We start from the raw sequence: 18,417 nt of genomic DNA, 5'->3' as shown, positions 1-18,417 counted from the left end.
CGCGGTTAGAGGCATTCAAGTAAAGCACCGAACGTCCAAAAGGAAGGGCGAGCAGCGACCGGAAGCGTTGCAGAAAAGCCGGAGCACCGCAGCAATCCGGATCTCGCCGCCGTTGGGTTTTGATTGGCAGACGGCGATGGGGGTGGTTAGTTCGCCATCGAATCTGCACGATTCCTCCGGCGGCGCGGCCGCCTGCGACAAGGATTCCGCTCATGCCGATGATCGATGCCGACGGCTGTCTGTTGAATGTCACCGTCGAGGGCCGCGACGGCGGACCGACCCTGATGCTCTCGAACTCGCTCGGCTCGACGCTGCAGATGTGGGAGCCGCAGATGCGCGCCTTCACGCAGGTGTTCCGCGTGATCCGCTATGACCGGCGCGGTCATGGCAAGTCGCAAGTGCCGCCCGGGCCCTACTCGATCGAGCGATTCGGCCGCGATGCGCTGGCGATTCTCGATGACCTCAACATCGAGAAGGTGCACTGGTGCGGCGTGTCGATGGGCGGCATGGTCGGGCAGTGGCTCGCGGCCCACGCTCCTGAACGTGTAGGCAAGCTCGTGCTCGCCAACACCACCTGCTACTACCCCGATCCGGCAATCTGGGACGCCCGCATCAAGGCGGTCGAGGACAGCGGACTCGCTGGAATCGCCGACACGGTCATCGCCGGCTGGCTGACTCAGGAGTTTCGTGATCACAATCCCGACGTTGCCGACCGGATGAAGGCAATGCTCGTGGCCACCCCGGTCGAGGGCTATCTCGCTTGCTGCAAAGCACTGCGGGCGCTGGACCTGCGCGAGGACCTGCCGGCCATCAAAAGCCCAACCCTCGTCGTGGCCGGCCGCTACGACAAGTCGACGCCGATCGCGATGGCGGAAGCGATCCGCAGCCGGATCCCCGGCGCCAGCATGACCATCGTCGATGCCGCGCACATCTCGAATGTCGAAGCGGCGGGCCAGTTCAACGATGCCGTGCTGGGCTTTCTGACCCAGCGCTGACGCACCGCGATGGATCAGGGCGTTACGCCTGCTGCGGCGCCGGCGTCGCCGTGGGCCCCATCTTCGGCGGAGCGGATGCGGAGGACGGCGAGGCTTGCGTCGACGGCTTCTCCACCAGCATGACGATGGCCGTGCCGAGCAGCATCAGGAGTTCCGTGGCATGCAAACGCAGTGCCTGGGGCTCCCCGAATTTGGCGGCCATGATCATGCTGAAGAAGGCGAGCATGCTGCCGAAAGCGAGCCCGATCGACAGCGCCTCGACATAGCCGGCCACCTTTCGCACCCGCGGAACCAGGATCAGGACCAGAAACATCGCGAAGAAGCCTGCGACCGTCAGTCGCGCCAGCGCAAGCAGCCAGGCGGCGCGGACGGTCTCGATGCCCGACAACTGCAGGTAGTCGCTGATGAACAAGGCCACCGCAATATTGGGCCGCGCGAACAGCCCCTGGATCGGCGACACCATGATCTGAAACGCGATGATGGTCCAGGCGGGCACGAAGTAGAGCGCCAGCAGCACACCGTTGACGCAACTGAGCCGCCAATTCCTGATCACGCAATCCTTGATCATGTCACGCCCACCTTTCCATCCCACAAACCGCCCGTCCGGCCGACTTCCAGACGAGCTAACGCGCGGCAAACGCGCCCGGCAATTTAAACCATTCGTTTACCTTAACAGGGTGGCGACGGGCGCGAGAGCCATCAACGGTCACCGTCCAAGAGACCCTGCCGGTGACCTCGCCGATCAGGCCTCGACTTCCCGCGTGACAACGGCCTTCCCGGCCATCAACGCCTCCACGAACATCTGCATCGCATCCGACATTGCGCGCCCGCTTCGTCTTCAGCACCGCGATGCGGCTGCTCCGCTGAATGATCGCCGTAACCGACGCCTGCATCGGGGTCACGATCGATGCGCCGGCAGTCCGATCGCGTCGATGGCCGCTGCACCGCAATTATGTGCGCCGCGCCATCATTGCTTTTGACTAGCGTCAAAGTAGCTAGACAATGTGATACTATCTTAAGACGAGCGCTGCTGCGTTTCGCACAGCTCGATCGTGATGCGGCAAGCAGCCGCCGAGCGGGAGTACTGCATGAGACTGGCTCGGATCTTCATCGGCATCCTCCTGCTGGCCGGCGGCCTCTACATCCTGGTCGGCGAGCATTTCGCCGGAACTTCAGGCGACGCGACCGTCAATGCCCGGCTTTACGTCGTGCGCGCGCCGATCGAAGGCCGCGTGACGCTGGGGGTGAGCCATATCGGCGTCAGGGTCAACGCCGGGGAACTCATGGCCGAGATCGTCGACGACCGGTTCGACACCACGCGCCTGCTCAATCTCGAGCGCGACCGTGACGAGCAGAAGATCGCGCTCAAGCGGGTTCCGGCGCAGCGTTCGGCGCTCGAGCAAGCGCGGGCCGCCTTCGCGGCCCAGTCGGCCAACTACAAGACCGGCCGCGTCCGCCAGATCGCGGCACGCATCGCCGAGGCCAAGGCGGCGGAGGATGCCGCGGCCGCCCGGCTGAAGCTCGCTGATCTCACCTTCACGCGGGCCAACGAGCTGAAGGAACGCGGGGTCCAGACGGTCGCCGGCCTCGACCAGGCCAGCGCCTCGCTCGATATCGCCAAGCAGGATTTGGAAAGCGCGAAACAGCGCACCAACTATGTCGAGACCGAGCTCGGCTCCGCGCAATCGGGGGTCTTCATAGGCGACTCCTACAACGACGTGCCGTTCTCGATGCAGCGCATTCACGAGCTCGACCTGCGCCTCGCCGAACTTGCCGTGGACGAGCAGCAGATCCAATCCCGCCTGGTCCAATACGAGCAGCAGATCAACGCCGAACGCGTCCGGATCAACCGACTGACCTCGGCGACGCTGAGGGCCCGCGTCCCGGGCATGGCCTGGGATTTCCTCGTCGACGACGGCGAATATGCCCGTCGCGGTCAGGATCTCGCCAAGCTGGTGGACTGCAACAGTCTCGTGGTGACCGCGAGCGTTCCCGAAAGTCTCTACGCCAGCCTGTCGATCGGCGCCCCGGTGCAGTTCCGTCTGTTCGGAGACGACCGGATATTCGATGGGACGGTGACACGTCTCGGCGGCTCGGGCGCCTCGCAACTCTACGCCAATCTCGCCGTCGGCCCGACGCCGCAGCACTTGCAGCGCTTCGACGTCACCGTTGCGGTGCCAGATCTCGCCAAGCAGCCGGATCTGTCCTGCGCCATCGGGCGCACCGGCCGGGTGATCTTCACCAGCGGACCGATCGCGGCATTGCGCGGCTTCGTCGCCCGGTACGGCTACTGATGCCGACGCTGTCACCATTCCTGTCCGCGTTCGCAGTCGTTGCGATCATCGTAGGGCTGCGCGTCCTGGTGTTGCCCCTCCTGGACCCGAAGATATGGTACTGGCGGACCCTGCTCCTCAGCGGCTCGATCCTGCTGGCCTGGCGCTATGTCGCCTGGCGCTTCACCGAGACCCTTGCTCCGCCCGGCCTCACGCCGGATGGGATCCTCAGCTGGGGCTTCGCCGTTCTCGAAGCGCTCACCGTTGTTTCGTCGTCCTTCGCCTTCCTGATCCTGACCAGGACCAAGGAGCGGACGACGGAGGCTGATCGCCATGCCGGCTGGTGGCTTCCGAGGCCGCCGCCTCGTGTCGACATCTTCATCACCACCTACAACGAGCAGCTCGAGGTCCTGGAGCGAACCATCGTCGGCGCCAAGGCGATCACCTATGCGGCATTGCGCGTCTTCGTCCTCGACGACGGCAGCCGGGCCTGGCTCCGGGATTACTGCACCGAGCACGGCATCGGCTATGTCGCCCGTACCGACAAGTCGCACGCCAAGGCCGGCAACATCAACAATGCCTTGCGGCTGCGCGCGGCGGATGCGGACCGGCCGGATTTCGTCGCCGTTCTCGACGCCGACTTCGTGCCTCATCTTGACTTCGTCGAGCGGACGCTCGCGTTGTTCCACGATCCGGCTGTCGGCCTCGTACAGACACCCCAGCACTTCTTCAACCCGGACCCGATCCAGCACAATCTCGGCATCGGCGCGTCCTATCCCGACGAGCAGCGCCACTTCTTCGACAACGTCGAGCCGGCGCGCGACGCCTGGGGCATCGCAATGTGCTGCGGCACCTCCTCGATATTCCGCGTCTACGCCGTAGAGATGATCGGCGGCGTGCCGACCGAGAGCGTCACCGAGGATTTCCTGCTCACGCTGCGCCTGTCCGCGCACGGCTACCAGACCGTCTACCTGAACGAGGCGTTGTCGGAGGGATTGGCGCCGGAAGGCCTTGCGGAATACGTCACGCAGCGCGGCCGCTGGTGCCTCGGCCTCATGCAGATCGTGCGCAACGTCTACAATCCATTCGGCTCCCATGGTCTCGACTTCTTCCACCGGCTCAGCGTGCTCGACTCGCTGCTTTACTGGACGTCGACCTATCCGTTCCGCCTCGCCGCGCTGATCTGTCCACTGCTCTACTGGTGGGGCGGGGTGACCGTGGTGAACGCCTCGATCGCCGACATCATCCGGTATTACGGCCCCTATTATCTCTCGATCATGTACACGCTGAACTGGCTGTCCAAGGGACTGTTCATTCCGATCGTCAACGATGTCTCGCAGATCGTCGCCGCCTGGCCCGTGCTCCGCGCCGCCGCTCTCGGCCTGCTCTCCCCCGGTCCGCACAAATTCTCGGTGACCGCCAAGGGCGGCGATCGCGCCAAGATCATCGTCCAATGGCCGCTGATGCGGCCCTTCCTGATCCTGATGGCGCTGACGATCGGTGGCATGATCGTGTCGCTGACGTCCGATTTTGTCTTCAATACCACGGGGACCGCGGGAGACGGCGTCATCGTCGTGATGTTCTGGACGATCTACAACGTTCTGGTGCTGTCGGTGGCGATCGCCGTGTGCATCGACCGTCCACGCTACAACCGGCCGCAACGCCAGATCGTCGAGCCGATAACCCTGACGGTCGACGGCGAGCCGCAACGCGGCTGGATCGTCAATCTCGGCCCCGGCGGCGCACGCGTCAGCGGTCCGGTCGGCCTTGCGACCGGCGCCATCGGCACGCTCACTTTGCCCCTGATCGGCGATATCCCGACCAAGGTCGCGGCTCCGACGAACGACGGCTACCGGCTCATATTTACGGTGACGCCGCAGCAGCGCGCCCAGATCATCGAGCGGCTGCACACCGCGAGCGGAGTGCCCGGCGCCGACAGCGGCGATCTCGGCCGCATGCTGAAAGAACTCGCGCGAGCCGTGGCCGATTGAGGAGAAGACGATGACGAGGCGACGGTGGAGCTTACAGACAGCGGTGTTCCTCGGCGGCACGACACTGATCGTCGTGACGGCGCTGGCCGTTGCCATCCTCTATTCGGCGTCGCTGCAGCGGCGCGGCGAGGAGCTCGCGATCGAGCAGCTGAGGACGCGCGGTGAGCTCAGCGCAAACCTGCTGGCGCGACAGATGTACGGCACGTGGATCGACGTGTCGCGGCTCGCCGCGATCATCGACCCCGCCGACGTCGCCGAGGCGCGCCGACAGATCCAGTTCGTGAGCCAGTTCCAGCCGCGCTATGCCTGGCTCGGCATCGCCGACCCAGGCGGCAAGGTCATCGCGAGCAAGGACCGGATGCTGGAGGGACAAAGCGTCGCCGACCTGCGCTGGTTCCGGCATGGACTCGGGGTGCCGACGGCGGTCGATGATCGCGAACCAGAGACCCTGGGCCGGATGTTGCAGGCCGCTTCGGGACCGGACCGCTTGATCGCCATGTCGGCTCCGCTCGTGCACGACGGGGCCCCGACCGGCGTCATCGGGGCCCAAATCGATTGGAAATGGGTGATCGAATCCGTCGCGGCGCTGGCGTCGCGCGACATCGATCTGGTGTTGCTGTCGCGCGAGAGCATCGTGCTGTTCGGCCCGCCGGATCTCGTCGGCAAGCAGTTGACGATCGGCTCGGCGCAGGCCGCAAGCCGCGGGGCCCCGGTCGCGCTCATCGAGCGATGGCCCGACGGCAAGGACTATTTCACCGTCACGTTCCCCACCGTGAAGTACGCCGATCTGCCGAGCTTCGGCTGGTCCCTTCTGATCCGGCAGGACGCCGTTGCCGCGATGCTGCCGACCCGCCAGCTTGTGCGCTCGTTTTGGTTCAACGTTGCCGGTGGCGTGTTCTCGATCTTGGTGCTGCTCAATTTCGCCGCGAAATGGGTGGCGACGCCGATGCGCCGTCTTGCCCAGGCCGCCGAAACCATGGTGAAAGATCCGTTTTCCGGCATGGTGGCTCGGGAAACCCGGTACGATGAGGCGACGCGGCTGCGCGACGCCTTGGTCAGGCTCCAGTCGAAGCTGATGGCAAAAGTGCCTGGTCCGACGGAAGACAGCGGTAGCGGCATATGAGCGGCGCCAGCGACACGATCAGCTCGATGCGCTCGACGCCGAAGGTCGCGGCCCTCGTCGCTCGCGCCTCCTTCGCCATCATTGGCCTCAGCGGCTAGCCCGAGCGGCGGCGAGAGAATCCGAGCTGAAAGCGAATCCTCCAGTGTCCACGCCAACGAGCGGTCCTGCAGACGCGGGTCCTGGTATTGCTGGCCGGGACGCGGGCTGCCCCTCCGTGTCCCTCATCTTGCCGGTTCGGTCTCCCGGCCGGACTTTGGTGCCCCTGGTTCTCGTCCGCCAGCCTGCTCATGGGGTTCTCGCTTCGCTACCGCGCGCAACCAGTGCGAGAGCACCTCCTTCGGCGGTAGGTGCTGCGTTCCGCGGTGGTCATTTGATGGCGATGGCCGGACCCGAGAAAGGCACGGGAACCGCGCCGTCAAAGGAGGCGGGATAAGCCCGCAATTGTGGCACTGCACGCTGTTGCGGCACCCGGTTCCTAGCTGTTAGTACTGGCCCACGCGTCGCCTTGGGCGCGGGTGCGATCTCCAGGCATACCAGCACCTGCTCTGCAAGGCCCCCGCCGCGTTGCGAACCGATATCGGCAGTCTCACTCACGGCAGTTCATGGATTATTTCGCGCAACAGCTCATCAATGGCCTCGTCCTTGGCTCGATCTACGGCCTGATCGCCATCGGCTACACCATGGTCTATGGCATCGTCGGCATGATCAATTTCGCCCATGGCGACATCTTCATGATCGGCGGCTTCATCGCGCTGATCTCGTTCCTGGTCCTGGTGTCGCTGGGCCTGACTGCGGTTCCGGTAATTCTGCTGATCGTGCTGCTGGTCTCGATGGCCATCACGGCGCTCTATGGCTGGACCGTCGAACGCATCGCCTACCGCCCGCTGCGGCACTCGTTCCGCCTGGCGCCGATGCTGTCCGCCATCGGCATGTCGTTCGTGCTCACCAACTATTCGCAGGTGTCGCAGGGCGCGCGCGTCAAGCCGGTGCCGCCGATCATCACCGGCGGCTATACCCTGCACGAGGGTGCGGGCGGCTTCGTCGTCCAGCTCTCCAACATCCAGATCGTGGTGGTCATCACCACCATCGTTCTGCTCGCGCTGTTCACCTGGCTGGTATCCCGCACCCGGCTCGGGCGCGACATGCGCGCCTGCGAGCAGGATCAGACCATGGCGGCACTGCTCGGCGTCGACGTCGACCGCACCATCTCGATGACCTTCGTGATCGGTGCGGCGCTCGCTGCCGTCGCCGGCATGATGTACCTGCTGTATTACGGTCTGGTCGATTTCTTCATGGGCTTCGTCGCCGGCATCAAGGCGTTCACGGCGGCGGTACTCGGCGGCATCGGCTCGCTGCCGGGCGCGATGCTCGGAGGCCTCGCGATCGGACTGATCGAGACGTTCTGGTCGGCCTATTTTTCCGTGGAGTACAAGGACGTCGCGGCATTCTCGATCCTCATCGTCGTGCTGATTTTCCTGCCGACCGGCCTGCTCGGCCGGCCCGAAGTCGAAAAAGTCTGAAGATGGAGTCCGCGTGAGCGCGTCCCTTCCCGCCTCGTCGAAAGGCTCCGAACCGGTCGGAACCGCCTTCATCCTCAAGAAGGCCTTTCTCAGTGCGCTGGTCGCTCTCGGTCTGTTCTCCCTGATGGTCGGCGTCCGCACCGAAGCGGGCCAGAGCGGCCAGCTCGTATACTGGACCCGCTTCGGCGACCTCGCCAGCCTGGTTGCGGCGGTGTTCGTCGGCTCGATCGCGGTCGAGCTGCTGCGGCTGTGGCTCGGACCGCGCGGCGGCCTCGGCAGCTTCGTGCCGCCGTCCGTGCAGAGCGGCATGTCGGTAGCCGGCCGCTATCTCGCGCCGGCGCTGCTGATCTTCACTTTCCTGGTGCCGGTGATCTTCTACAATCAGCGCTATATTCTCGACCTCGGCATCCTGGTCCTCACCTACGTCATGCTGGGCTGGGGCCTCAACGTCGTGGTCGGTCTCGCCGGCCTGCTCGACCTCGGCTACGTCGCGTTCTACGCGGTCGGCGCCTATTCCTACGGCCTGCTCTCGACCACCTTCGGCCTGTCGTTCTGGATCTGCCTGCCGCTCGCCGGTATTCTCGCCGCATTCTGGGGCGTGCTGCTCGGCTTTCCGGTGCTGCGGCTACGCGGTGACTACCTCGCCATCGTCACTCTGGCCTTTGGCGAGATCATCCGCCTCGTCCTCATCAACTGGCAGGACGTGACCGGCGGTCCCAACGGCGTCTCCGGGATTCCGCGACCGACGTTGTTCGGCATTCCGCTCACACCGGGCGAAGGCGGCCTTGCATCGATGCTCGGCATCCCGTTCTCGCCGACGCATCGCATCGTGTTTCTGTTCTATCTGATCCTGGCGCTGGCACTCTTGACCAACTGGGTCACCATCCGGCTGCGCCGGCTGCCGATCGGCCGGGCCTGGGAAGCGCTGCGCGAGGACGAGGTCGCCTGCCGCGCGCTCGGCATCAACATCACCACCACCAAGCTGACCGCATTTGCGACCGGCGCGATGTTCGGCGGTTTCGCCGGCGCCTTCTTCGCCACGCGCCAGGGCTTCATCAGCCCGGAATCCTTCACCTTCCAGGAATCGGCGCTGGTACTCGCCATCGTCGTGCTCGGCGGCATGGGGTCGCAGCTCGGCGTGGCGCTGGCGGCGCTCGCCATGATCGGCGGCTTCGAGCTGTTCAGAAGCCTCGAGGGCTACCGCATGCTGGTGTTCGGTCTCGCCATGGTGCTCGTGATGATCTGGCGGCCGCGCGGCATTGTCGGCCATCGCGCGCCAACCGTATTCCTGGAAAAATCCAAGAGCATCTCTTCGGACCTCGTCAAGGAAGGCCACGGATGAGCTCCGCTCCCATTCTCGCACTTGAAAACCTCACCATGCGCTTCGGCGGCATCGTCGCCGTCAATGCGCTGTCGTTCACCGCGCAACGCACGCAGATCACGGCCCTGATCGGCCCCAACGGCGCCGGCAAGACCACCGTGTTCAACTGCATCACCGGCTTCTACAAGCCGACCTCCGGCGTCATCCGCCTGACCCATGATGACGGCGCGCAGTTCGAGATGCAGAAGCTGAAGGACTTCAACATCTCCAAGCAGGCCAAGGTGGCGCGGACGTTCCAGAACATCCGGCTGTTTCCGGGCATGACGGCGCTCGAGAACCTGATGGTCGCGCAGCACAACGCGCTGATGCGCGCGTCCGGCATGACGGTGCTCGGGCTGCTCGGCGTGCCCTCGTGGCGCGCGGCCGAGCGGAACGCGATCGATGCGGCCGTGTTCTGGCTGAAGCGCGTCGGGCTGATCGACCGCGCCGACGACGCGGCCGGCAATCTCGCCTATGGCGACCAGCGCCGGCTGGAGATCGCGCGCGCGATGTGCACCTCGCCGGCCCTGCTCTGCCTCGACGAACCGGCCGCCGGCCTCAACGCGCGCGAGAGTGCGGCCCTCAGCGAGCTGCTGCTGTCGATCCGAGCCGATCACGCCACGTCGATCCTGCTGATCGAGCACGACATGAGCGTCGTGATGGAAATCTCCGACCGGATCGTCGTGATGGACTACGGCGTCAAGATCGCGGAAGGCACGCCGCGCGAGATCAGGGATGATCCCAAGGTCATCGCGGCCTATCTCGGCACCGACGAGGAAGAGGCCGCAGCCGTGATGGAGGCCGAGGCGTGAGCGCGTCCCTCCTCGCAATCCGCAGCCTGCGTGCCTCCTACGGCAAGATCGAAGCGCTCAAGGGCGTCGATCTCGACATCAAGCCCGGCGAGATCGTCGCGCTGATCGGCGCCAACGGCGCCGGCAAGTCGACCCTGATGATGTCGATCTTCGGGCGGCCGCGCGCGAGCTCCGGCAACATCGTCTACGACGGCAACGACATCACACAGGTGCCGACGCATCAGATCGCGCAGCTGCGCATCGCGCAGTCGCCGGAGGGACGCCGCATCTTTCCGCGCATGAGCGTCGCGGAAAACCTGCAGATGGGCGCCGACGCCGGCGAGACGACCGACGCGGAGCGGGCCAGCATGCTGGAGCGGGTATTCGCGCTGTTCCCGCGCCTGAAGGAGCGCATCGACCAGCGCGGCGGCACGCTGTCCGGCGGCGAGCAGCAGATGCTGGCGATCGGGCGCGCGCTGATGAGCCGGCCGCGGCTGCTGCTGCTGGACGAGCCCTCGCTCGGCTTGGCGCCGCTGATCGCTCGCCAGATTTTCGACGCCATTCGGACACTCAACCGCCAAGACGGTCTGACCGTGCTGATCGTTGAGCAGAACGCCAATCACGCGCTGAAGCTCGCCCATCGCGGCTACGTGCTGGTCAACGGCCTGATTACGCTGTCGGGCACCGGCACCGAGCTGCTGCAGCGGCCGGAGATCCGCGCTGCCTATCTGGAGGGCGGCCGCCACTGAGGCGGAGCCCTCAAAATCCGGCCGAAATGACATTAGTCCTTCGTAGGTGTCGTCGAAAATTGCCGGTGACTTCGCCGTAAAATCAGCCACAATGCGCGCGGTCTGCGGCCCGCCGTTCGGGCCGTTCCGTGTCGACCTACCCCCCGCGAGGATTTCTCATGAAACCACTCAAACTCATCGGCTTGGCTCTGGGCGCATCGCTGGCGCTCTCGACCGCTGCTTTCGCCGAAGACATCAACATCGCCGTGGCCGGCCCCATGACCGGCAGTGAATCGGCCTTCGGCCGCCAAATGCAGAACGGCGCCGAGATGGCGGTAGCCGACCTCAATGCTGCCGGCGGCGTGCTCGGCAAAAAGCTCGCACTGCAGGTGGGTGACGATGCCTGCGATCCGAAGCAGGCGCGTTCGGTTGCCGAAAAGCTCGCCGGCTCCGGCATTCCGTTCGTCGCCGGCCATTTCTGCTCGTCGTCGTCGATCCCGGCCTCCGAGGCCTATGCCGACAGCAACGTCCTGCAGATCACGCCCGCGTCGACCAACCCGCTGTTCACCGAGCGCAAGCTGTGGAACGTGGCGCGCGTCTGCGGCCGCGACGACCAGCAGGGTCTCGTCGCCGCCAACTACATCGCGAAGAACTTCAAGGGCAAGAACATCGCGATCCTCAACGACAAGACCACCTACGGCAAGGGTCTCGCCGACGAGACCAAGAAGGCGCTCAACAAGGCCGGCGTCACCGAGAAGATGTTCGAGTCCTACAACAAGGGCGACAAGGACTTCAACGCGATCGTCTCCCGCCTGAAGCGTGACAACATCGATCTCGTCTATGTCGGCGGCTATCATCAGGAAGCCGGCCTCATCCTGCGCCAGATGCGCGACCAGGGTCTCAAGACCATCCTGATGGCGGGCGACGCGATGAACGATAAGGAGTTCGCCTCGATCACCGGCCCGGCCGCGGAAGGCACGCTGTTCACCTTCGGCCCCGAGCCGCGCAACAAGCCGACCGCGAAGGCGATCGTGGACAAGTTCAAGGCCAAGAACATCGATCCCGAGGGCTACACGCTCTACACCTACGCCGCGATCCAGGTCTGGTCGCAGGCGGTGAAGAAGGCCAACACCACTGACGCCAAGAAGGTGATGGACACCATCAAGGCCGGCGAGTGGGACACCGTTCTCGGCAAGCTCGGCTTCGACGCCAAGGGCGACATCAAGCAGATCGACTACGTCGTCTACAAGTGGGACGCCAAGGGCGGCTACGCCGAGCTCGGCGGCAAGGGCTCCTGATCGAACTCCTGATCCGCTTCGATCATCATCAGCAAAATGCAAACGCCCCGGTCCTGGACCGGGGCGTTCTGCTGAGAGCTTGGTTCGTCGTTGAAGCGCCTGCAGGACAGTCGTACGGAGAGTAAGTAACAGGCCGGCTCAGCCGGCACAGGCCGAAAGCGATGGGGCTCCCTTCGCCGCCACTGCCGCACGGGCCGTTTCGACGGCACGCATCAGTTCGGTCGGGCGGAACGGTTTCTGCAGGTAAACGACACGGGTCAGCTCGTCCGACATCGACGCGCCATCGAAGGCGGTCATGCCGGAGACTGCGACCACCGGCACGTCGGGAACCAGCGCGCGCATACTGCTGACCAGATCGAGCCCGTTGGAATCATCGAGATAGATGTCGACGATGACGGCATCGAACGCCTGGTCGCGGAACAACTGCAGTCCGGACGCAGCAGTTCCCGCTTCGACCACGTCGAACTGATTGACGCGCAGCACCATACAGATCATGGCGCGCACATCCTTCTGATCGTCGACCACCAGAATCCGTGGCATCAACTTCTCCAGAATTTTCCGTTGGACAACCTACAACCTAGAAGGAAATCGAACACAACTACCGGTATATTTATCCCATTGGGGTAAAGGTGCAGTTACTTTAACTATCGACTCATTCTACAGAACGTCGCGATCTGGTACCATACAACCTTTATTAGAAAATAGAAACTTTTCGCGCGCCAGTCACCGACTCCTTGTTTTTGCATGTTGGCTCCCGTTGCGCAGGATTCCCGGAGATGCAGAGCATCGAGGATCACCGCGAAGTCCTGCTGTCGACGTCCACCGCGACGCGCCGAGACCAGATCGCAGCACTCGCTGCGGTTGCGATCTCGACCTTGCTGTTTGCCGCCGCCGCTCCCTTTGCCAAGGTGGAGTTGCCGGCGGTGCCTGCGTTCGTCGCGAGCTACCAGTCGGCGCTGGCGCTGAACGATCTCATCACCGCGTTCCTGCTGTTCTCGCAGTTCGTGCTGCTGCGTTCGCGACCGCTGCTGTGGTTGGCCTCGGGTTACCTGTTCACCGCGCCGGCCTCGCTACTGCACACGCTGGTGTTCCCAGGCCTGTATTCTCAGACCGGCCTGCTCGATGCAGGTCCGCAGACCGCAGTCTGGATCTACATGATCTGGCACGGCGCGTTCCCCCTGTTCGTTCTGGCCTATGCGCTGGACGACCGTCGCCGTCCGACGCCCGTTGGGTCGGTTGCGCTGTCGCTATCGGTCGCCGTGCTCGGCGTGGCGATTGCACTTGCGGCGCTCACCTGGGCGGTGATCGCCCATGATACGGCGCTGCCCGCGCTCGTCCGCGATGACGCTGCCACGCCGGCTTTGAAAGTCGTGGTCGGCGCCATCTGGTGCGTGACATCGGCTGCCCTGCTCGTCCTGGCGCTGCGCAGGCCGCACAGCATTCTCGACCTCTGGGTCATGGTGGTGCTGTGCGCCTGGCTGTTCGACCTCTCGCTCACCTCGTTGTTCAACGCCGCCCGGTTCGACCTCGGCTACTACGCGGGCCGCATCTATGGCTTGCTGGCCGCGAGCTTCGTACTCGGCGTCCTGCTCGCCGACAATGTCAGCCTGCAGGCGAGGCTCACGTGGCTGTTGCAGCAGCAGCGCCGGCAGAGCGAAAGCGAGCGGACACGCTTCATCGCGCGGGAGCGGCTGTTCAGCGCCGTCGTGGAATCCTCCAACGACGCCATCATCACGCTGACCCTGCAAGGCAAGATCACGTCCTGGAATCGCGCCGCCGAACACCTGTTCGGATACGGCGCAGACGAGGCGCTTGGCAACGACATCGGCCTGATCGTGCCCGCCGAACGGCGCAGCGAGGTCGATCGCATCCTGAGCCGGATCGGCGGCGGCGAGAAGATCGAGCATCACGAGACGATCCGCCGCCACAAGGACGGCCGCGAGATCGAAGTATCGCTCGGCGTGTCGCCGATCCTCGACGCGCATGGTGTGGTCATCGGCGCCTCGAAGGTGGCGCGCGACATCACCGAGAGCAAGCGCACCCGAACCGCCCTGACCCGTGAGACCGAGGAGCGCCGCCGCATCTTCGAGACCTCGCAGGACCTGATCCTGGTTGCCAACTCCTACGGACAATTGATGCAGGTCAGCCCGAGCGCGGTGGACGTGCTCGGCTACCGGCCGGAGGAGATGGTCGGCCGCAATGCCAGCGACTTCGTCTATCCGCCCGAGCTCGAGGCGGTCCGTAGCCAGATGCGCGCCTGCCGCCGCGGCCGCGACGTCCACAATTTCGAGGCGCAGCTGTTGCACAAGGAAGGCCGCGGCGTCGTCCTGAACTGGATGGCGAGCTGGTCGGACCCGGTGCAGCGCCACTTCTTCGTCGGCCGCGACCTCACCGAGAAGCGCGCCGCCGAGGCGCAATTCCGCCAGGCGCAGAAGATGGAGGCGGTCGGGCAGCTCACCGGCGGCGTCGCCCACGACTTCAACAACATCCTCACCGTCATCACCGGCAGCATCGGCATTCTTGCCGACGCCGTGTCCGACCGGCCGGAGCTCGCCTCCGTCGCCAAGCTGATCGACGACTCCGCCGACCGCGGCGCGCAGCTCACGCGGCAGTTGCTAGCCTTCGCCCGCAAGCAGCCGCTGCAGCCGACCGATCTCGACATCAATGCGCTGTTGAACGAGACCGCAGCCTTGCTGCGGCCGACGCTCGGCGCGCAGATCGAGATCGAGCGCATCCTCGGCGCCGATCCCTGCATCGCGCTCGCCGATCCGAACCAGCTCGCCACGGCGGTCATCAATCTCGCGCTCAATGCGCGTGATGCGATGCCGCAGGGCGGCAAGCTCACGCTGGAGACCGCGAACGTCACGCTCGACCAAGACTATGCCGACGCCCATAGCGAGGTCATCGTCGGTGACTACGTGATGATCGCCGTCAGCGACACCGGCTGTGGCATTCCGCCGGCCTATCTCGAGAAGGTGTTCGATCCGTTCTTCTCGACCAAGGGCACCGGCAAGGGCACGGGGCTCGGCCTCAGCATGGTATTCGGCTTCGTCAAGCAGTCGGGCGGCCACATCCAGATCTACAGCGAGGTCGGCCACGGCACCTCGATCAAGCTGTATCTGCCGCGCTCGGCGTCCGCTCCGGCGGCCAGCGCGGGCTTGCAGGCGCCGGACGCGCGCGGCGGCAATGAGACGATCCTGGTCGTGGAGGATGATCTGCTGGTACGCCAGCACGTGATCGCCCAGGTCGCCGGCCTCGGCTACACCACGCTGGCCGCCGCCAATGCCGCCGAGGCGCTCGACGTGCTAGAGCGCCATCCGGAGATCGACCTGCTGTTCACCGACGTCATCATGCCCGGCGCCATGAACGGCCGCCAGCTCGCCGACGCCGCACGGGTGCGGCGGCCGGCGCTGCGGACGTTGTTCACCTCGGGCTACACCGAGAACGCGATCGTTCACCACGGCCGACTCGACGCCGGCGTGCTGCTGCTGCCCAAGCCTTACCGCAAGCCGGAACTGGCCCGCATGATCCGCATTGCGCTGGAGGCGTGAGGCTGTAGCCCGGGTGTTGCATTGAGCCCTCGCGCCAGCCGCGCTATCCATCCAGCATCATCACCTGCCGCGAGGGCGACCGTGCAAAACCTCCTCACCGACATCGCGGGTGTACGCGTGGGCCATGCCCAGGACGCAGCGCTCGCGTCCGGCGTGACCGCGATCCTGTTCGATCAGCCGGCGGTGGCCGCGATCGACATCCGGGGCGGCGGACCCGGCGTGCGCGAGGATGCGCTGCTCGATCCTGCGAATACGGTGGAACGGGTCGACGGCATCGCCCTGTCCGGCGGCTCGGCGTTCGGGCTGGAGGCCGCGAGCGGTATCCAGGCCTGGCTGGCGGAACAGGGCCGCGGCTTTGCCGTGCGCGACGCGCTGATCCCGATCGTCCCCGGCGCGATCGTGTTCGACCTCTTGAACGGTGGCAACAAGGCCTGGGGCCGCTACGCGCCCTATCGCGAGCTCGGCTATGCGGCCGCAGCGGCCGCCGATACCAGCTTCGCGCTCGGCAGCGTCGGTGCCGGGCTCGGCGCCACCACGGCCAACCTGCAGGGCGGGCTCGGCTCGGCGGCGGCGACGACGACAGGCGGGATCAAGGTCGCTGCCATCGCGGTGGTCAATGCCGTCGGCAGCGTCACGGTCGGCGACGGCCCGTGGTTCTGGGCGGCACCGTACGAGGTCGACGGCGAGTTCGGCGGCCGCGGCCTGCCGGCCGCGTTCACGCCGGACATGCTGGCGATGCGCATCAAGGGCGGCCCGGCGGCGTCAGCCTCCGAGAACACGACCATCAGCCTCGTCGTGACCGACGCCGTCTTGACCAAGGCGCAGGCCAAGCGGCTCGCGATGATGGCGCAGACCGGCATGGCGCGCGCGATCTATCCGGTGCATCTGCCGCTCGACGGCGACATCGTGTTCGCGGCGGCGACTTGCGCCAAGCCGATCGAGCCGCTGGTCGAGCTGAGCGAGCTCGGCATGGTCGCGGCCAATGTGCTGGCCCGCGCGATCGCACGCGGCGTCTATCACGCGCGACCGCTGTCGTTCGCCGGCGCGCTGCCGTCCTGGCAAGGCCGCTTCGGCGGCTGAGCCTAGGCGCTCACCGCGGTCGTGGAGGACGTCGAGGCCGACAGCATCTTCGACTGCCGCTGGATCAGCTTCTCGATCAGATTGTAGGACGACGTGGCGGCGTTCGACGCGGTGGTAGCCGCTGGCGTCGTCAGCGTCACCTTGGAGCCGTCGGCATAGGTGATGGTGGTCGTCGTCGAGCCGTCGCTGTTGGTCGACGAGGAGCTCGACGCGCCCGACATTGCCTGCATCAGCGCGTCCGCCCCTGCCCCTGACGAATTGCCGGAGCTGCCAGCCTCCCCGGCTCCAGCACGATGATGATGACCACGGCGGCCGCGCGCGCCCTGCAGCGCCGATGTCAGTTCGTCCATGCTGACATTGCCGTCGCTGTTGCTGTCGAGCTTGCCGAACACCTTGTCGGCATTGGCGAGGTTGGTGCCGCCGGCGCCGAGCGCGGTCTCGAATTCGGACTTTGTGATCTTGCCGTCACCGTCGCCGTCGATCTGCGAGAACAGGTCCTGCAGCGGGCTGGTCGAGGCGTTCGCACCCGACGTGCCGGACTGGCTCTGCGCTGCGAGCAGCGCGTTCATCGTCTCCGGCGCGATCTGCCCCGAACTGCTGCTGCCGGAGCTCGACCACGGGCTGAAATTGCCGGAGCTGCTCGAGCTGCCGCCGTTCAGACTGAACACGCCGCCGCCGGCGTTGCCCGATTTGCCGGAACCGGACTTCGTCGACCCAAGCGACTGCAGGGCTTCCAGGGCCGATGAGGCGGCCCCCAATGCAAACCACATGGCGAAACTCCGAGGTGGCCGCAATGCGCGGCGAAACAACGTCGGATCTCTCCGTCGCAATCCCCGTGCCAGCGCCAAACCGCTGATATGTCCGGATATTTCGAGATGTTGCGGATGCCCAAACCCGGCAGTTCATGCCGCGCTCGGCAGATTTTTCCCGCTCGCGTTGCCGCAACCGCGCCCGCATGATACGGCGACAATCCCGATCGCACTGGAACAGCCGCCCATGACACAGTTCTTCACGCCGCGCCCGCTCGTCATTGCGCCGTCGATCCTGGCGTCGGATTTCTCCAAGCTCGGCGAGGAGGTGCGCGCCGTCGATGCCGCCGGCGCCGACTGGATCCATCTCGACGTGATGGACGGCCACTTCGTGCCGAACATCTCCTACGGGCCCGACGTCATCAAGGCGCTGCGCCCCCACACGACCAAGATCTTCGACGCGCATCTGATGATCACGCCGTGCGATCCCTATCTCGAAGCCTTCGCCAAGGCCGGCTGCGACCACATCACGGTGCATGCGGAGGCCGGTCCGCACTTGCATCGCTCGCTGCAGGCGATCCGCGCGCTCGGCAAGAAGGCCGGCGTCTCGCTCAATCCCTCGACCCCGCTCAGCGTGATCGAATACGTGCTCGACCTCGTCGACCTCGTGCTGATCATGTCGGTCAATCCCGGCTTCGGCGGCCAGGCCTTCATCCCTTCCGCGATCGGCAAGATCCAGGATCTGCGCGCGATGACCGCGGGCCGGCCGATCGATATCGAGGTCGATGGCGGCGTCGGCCGCGACAATGCCGGCGCGCTGGCCGCGGCCGGTGCCAACGCCTTCGTCGCAGGATCTGCGGTGTTCAAGGGCGGCACGACGGAGGCCTACCGCAGCAACATCTCCGCGATCCGCAGCGCCGCCGCGTCGGCGCGCGGCGAAGCGATCTGAGGCACGCGG

The 18,417-nt window shown here is 65.5% G+C and carries 15 protein-coding genes; 12 read left to right on the top strand and 3 right to left on the bottom strand.

Annotated elements, in window-relative coordinates:
• Positions 1–212 precede the first annotated feature (212 nt).
• Positions 213–995: a 3-oxoadipate enol-lactonase gene (gene pcaD / locus QX126_RS05780; RefSeq protein WP_315776747.1), complete on the top strand. Its 783-nt coding sequence runs from the start codon at positions 213–215 to the stop codon at positions 993–995.
• A 22-nt stretch (positions 996–1,017) separates the two neighbouring features.
• Here the strand turns inward: pcaD and QX126_RS05775 are convergent, their stop codons facing one another.
• Entirely contained in the window at positions 1,018–1,563 is a 546-nt protein-coding gene (locus QX126_RS05775; RefSeq protein ID WP_315737415.1) for a hypothetical protein, read from the bottom strand.
• Positions 1,564–2,083: 520 nt separating this feature from the next.
• Between QX126_RS05775 and QX126_RS05770 the strand changes: the two genes are divergently transcribed.
• The 8 genes from QX126_RS05770 to QX126_RS05735 all read left to right on the top strand — a co-directional run bounded on the left by QX126_RS05770 (position 2,084) and on the right by QX126_RS05735 (position 12,079).
• Positions 2,084–3,289: an HlyD family secretion protein gene (locus QX126_RS05770; RefSeq protein WP_315737414.1), complete on the top strand. Its 1,206-nt coding sequence runs from the start codon at positions 2,084–2,086 to the stop codon at positions 3,287–3,289.
• A complete protein-coding gene (locus QX126_RS05765) occupies positions 3,289–5,259 on the top strand; it encodes a glycosyltransferase (RefSeq protein WP_315779812.1) in 1,971 nt (656 codons plus the stop codon). The genes QX126_RS05770 and QX126_RS05765 overlap by 1 nt, the downstream gene beginning before the upstream one ends.
• A 43-nt stretch (positions 5,260–5,302) precedes the next feature.
• On the top strand, positions 5,303–6,382 hold the full coding sequence (locus QX126_RS05760) for a hypothetical protein (protein ID WP_315779810.1): 1,080 nt from the start codon (positions 5,303–5,305) through the stop codon (positions 6,380–6,382).
• A gap of 602 nt (positions 6,383–6,984) precedes the next feature.
• Positions 6,985–7,902: an ABC transporter permease subunit gene (locus QX126_RS05755; protein ID WP_315737411.1), complete on the top strand. Its 918-nt coding sequence runs from the start codon at positions 6,985–6,987 to the stop codon at positions 7,900–7,902.
• 13 nt (positions 7,903–7,915) lie between these two features.
• Complete coding sequence (livM, locus tag QX126_RS05750; protein ID WP_315779808.1) at positions 7,916–9,244, top strand: high-affinity branched-chain amino acid ABC transporter permease LivM; 1,329 nt, start codon at positions 7,916–7,918, stop codon at positions 9,242–9,244.
• On the top strand, positions 9,241–10,074 hold the full coding sequence (locus QX126_RS05745) for an ABC transporter ATP-binding protein (RefSeq protein ID WP_315737409.1): 834 nt from the start codon (positions 9,241–9,243) through the stop codon (positions 10,072–10,074). Before livM ends, QX126_RS05745 begins: the two co-directional genes overlap by 4 nt.
• On the top strand, positions 10,071–10,802 hold the full coding sequence (locus QX126_RS05740; protein ID WP_315737408.1) for an ABC transporter ATP-binding protein: 732 nt from the start codon (positions 10,071–10,073) through the stop codon (positions 10,800–10,802). Before QX126_RS05745 ends, QX126_RS05740 begins: the two co-directional genes overlap by 4 nt.
• Positions 10,803–10,960: 158 nt before the next feature.
• A complete protein-coding gene (locus QX126_RS05735; RefSeq protein ID WP_315737407.1) occupies positions 10,961–12,079 on the top strand; it encodes a branched-chain amino acid ABC transporter substrate-binding protein in 1,119 nt (372 codons plus the stop codon).
• Between the two features lie 138 nt (positions 12,080–12,217).
• Here the strand turns inward: QX126_RS05735 and QX126_RS05730 are convergent, their stop codons facing one another.
• Positions 12,218–12,619 carry a response regulator gene (locus QX126_RS05730; protein ID WP_315737406.1) on the bottom strand — a complete coding sequence of 134 codons (402 nt, stop codon included), beginning with the start codon at positions 12,617–12,619 and terminating at the stop codon, positions 12,218–12,220.
• Between the two features lie 236 nt (positions 12,620–12,855).
• Between QX126_RS05730 and QX126_RS05725 the strand changes: the two genes are divergently transcribed.
• The gene (locus QX126_RS05725; protein ID WP_315779807.1) at positions 12,856–15,630 is read left to right on the top strand and encodes a PAS domain S-box protein; all 2,775 of its coding nucleotides are present in this window, start codon (positions 12,856–12,858) and stop codon (positions 15,628–15,630) included.
• A gap of 81 nt (positions 15,631–15,711) precedes the next feature.
• Entirely contained in the window at positions 15,712–16,710 is a 999-nt protein-coding gene (locus tag QX126_RS05720; RefSeq protein WP_315779806.1) for a P1 family peptidase, read from the top strand.
• 2 nt (positions 16,711–16,712) lie between these two features.
• Here the strand turns inward: QX126_RS05720 and QX126_RS05715 are convergent, their stop codons facing one another.
• Positions 16,713–17,480 (bottom strand): EF-hand domain-containing protein, encoded by a 768-nt coding sequence (locus QX126_RS05715; RefSeq protein ID WP_315759228.1) that lies wholly within the window; start codon positions 17,478–17,480, stop codon positions 16,713–16,715.
• A 226-nt stretch (positions 17,481–17,706) separates the two neighbouring features.
• Between QX126_RS05715 and rpe the strand changes: the two genes are divergently transcribed.
• Positions 17,707–18,408 (top strand): ribulose-phosphate 3-epimerase, encoded by a 702-nt coding sequence (gene rpe / locus QX126_RS05710; RefSeq protein WP_315779805.1) that lies wholly within the window; start codon positions 17,707–17,709, stop codon positions 18,406–18,408.
• Positions 18,409–18,417 lie beyond the last annotated feature (9 nt).

Source organism: Bradyrhizobium sp. SZCCHNPS1003, assembly GCF_032381555.1.
In the GTDB taxonomy this organism is placed as follows: domain Bacteria; phylum Pseudomonadota; class Alphaproteobacteria; order Rhizobiales; family Xanthobacteraceae; genus Bradyrhizobium.
Note: the sequence above shows the minus strand (reverse complement) of the source record. Positions and strands in the feature narration are given on the sequence as shown.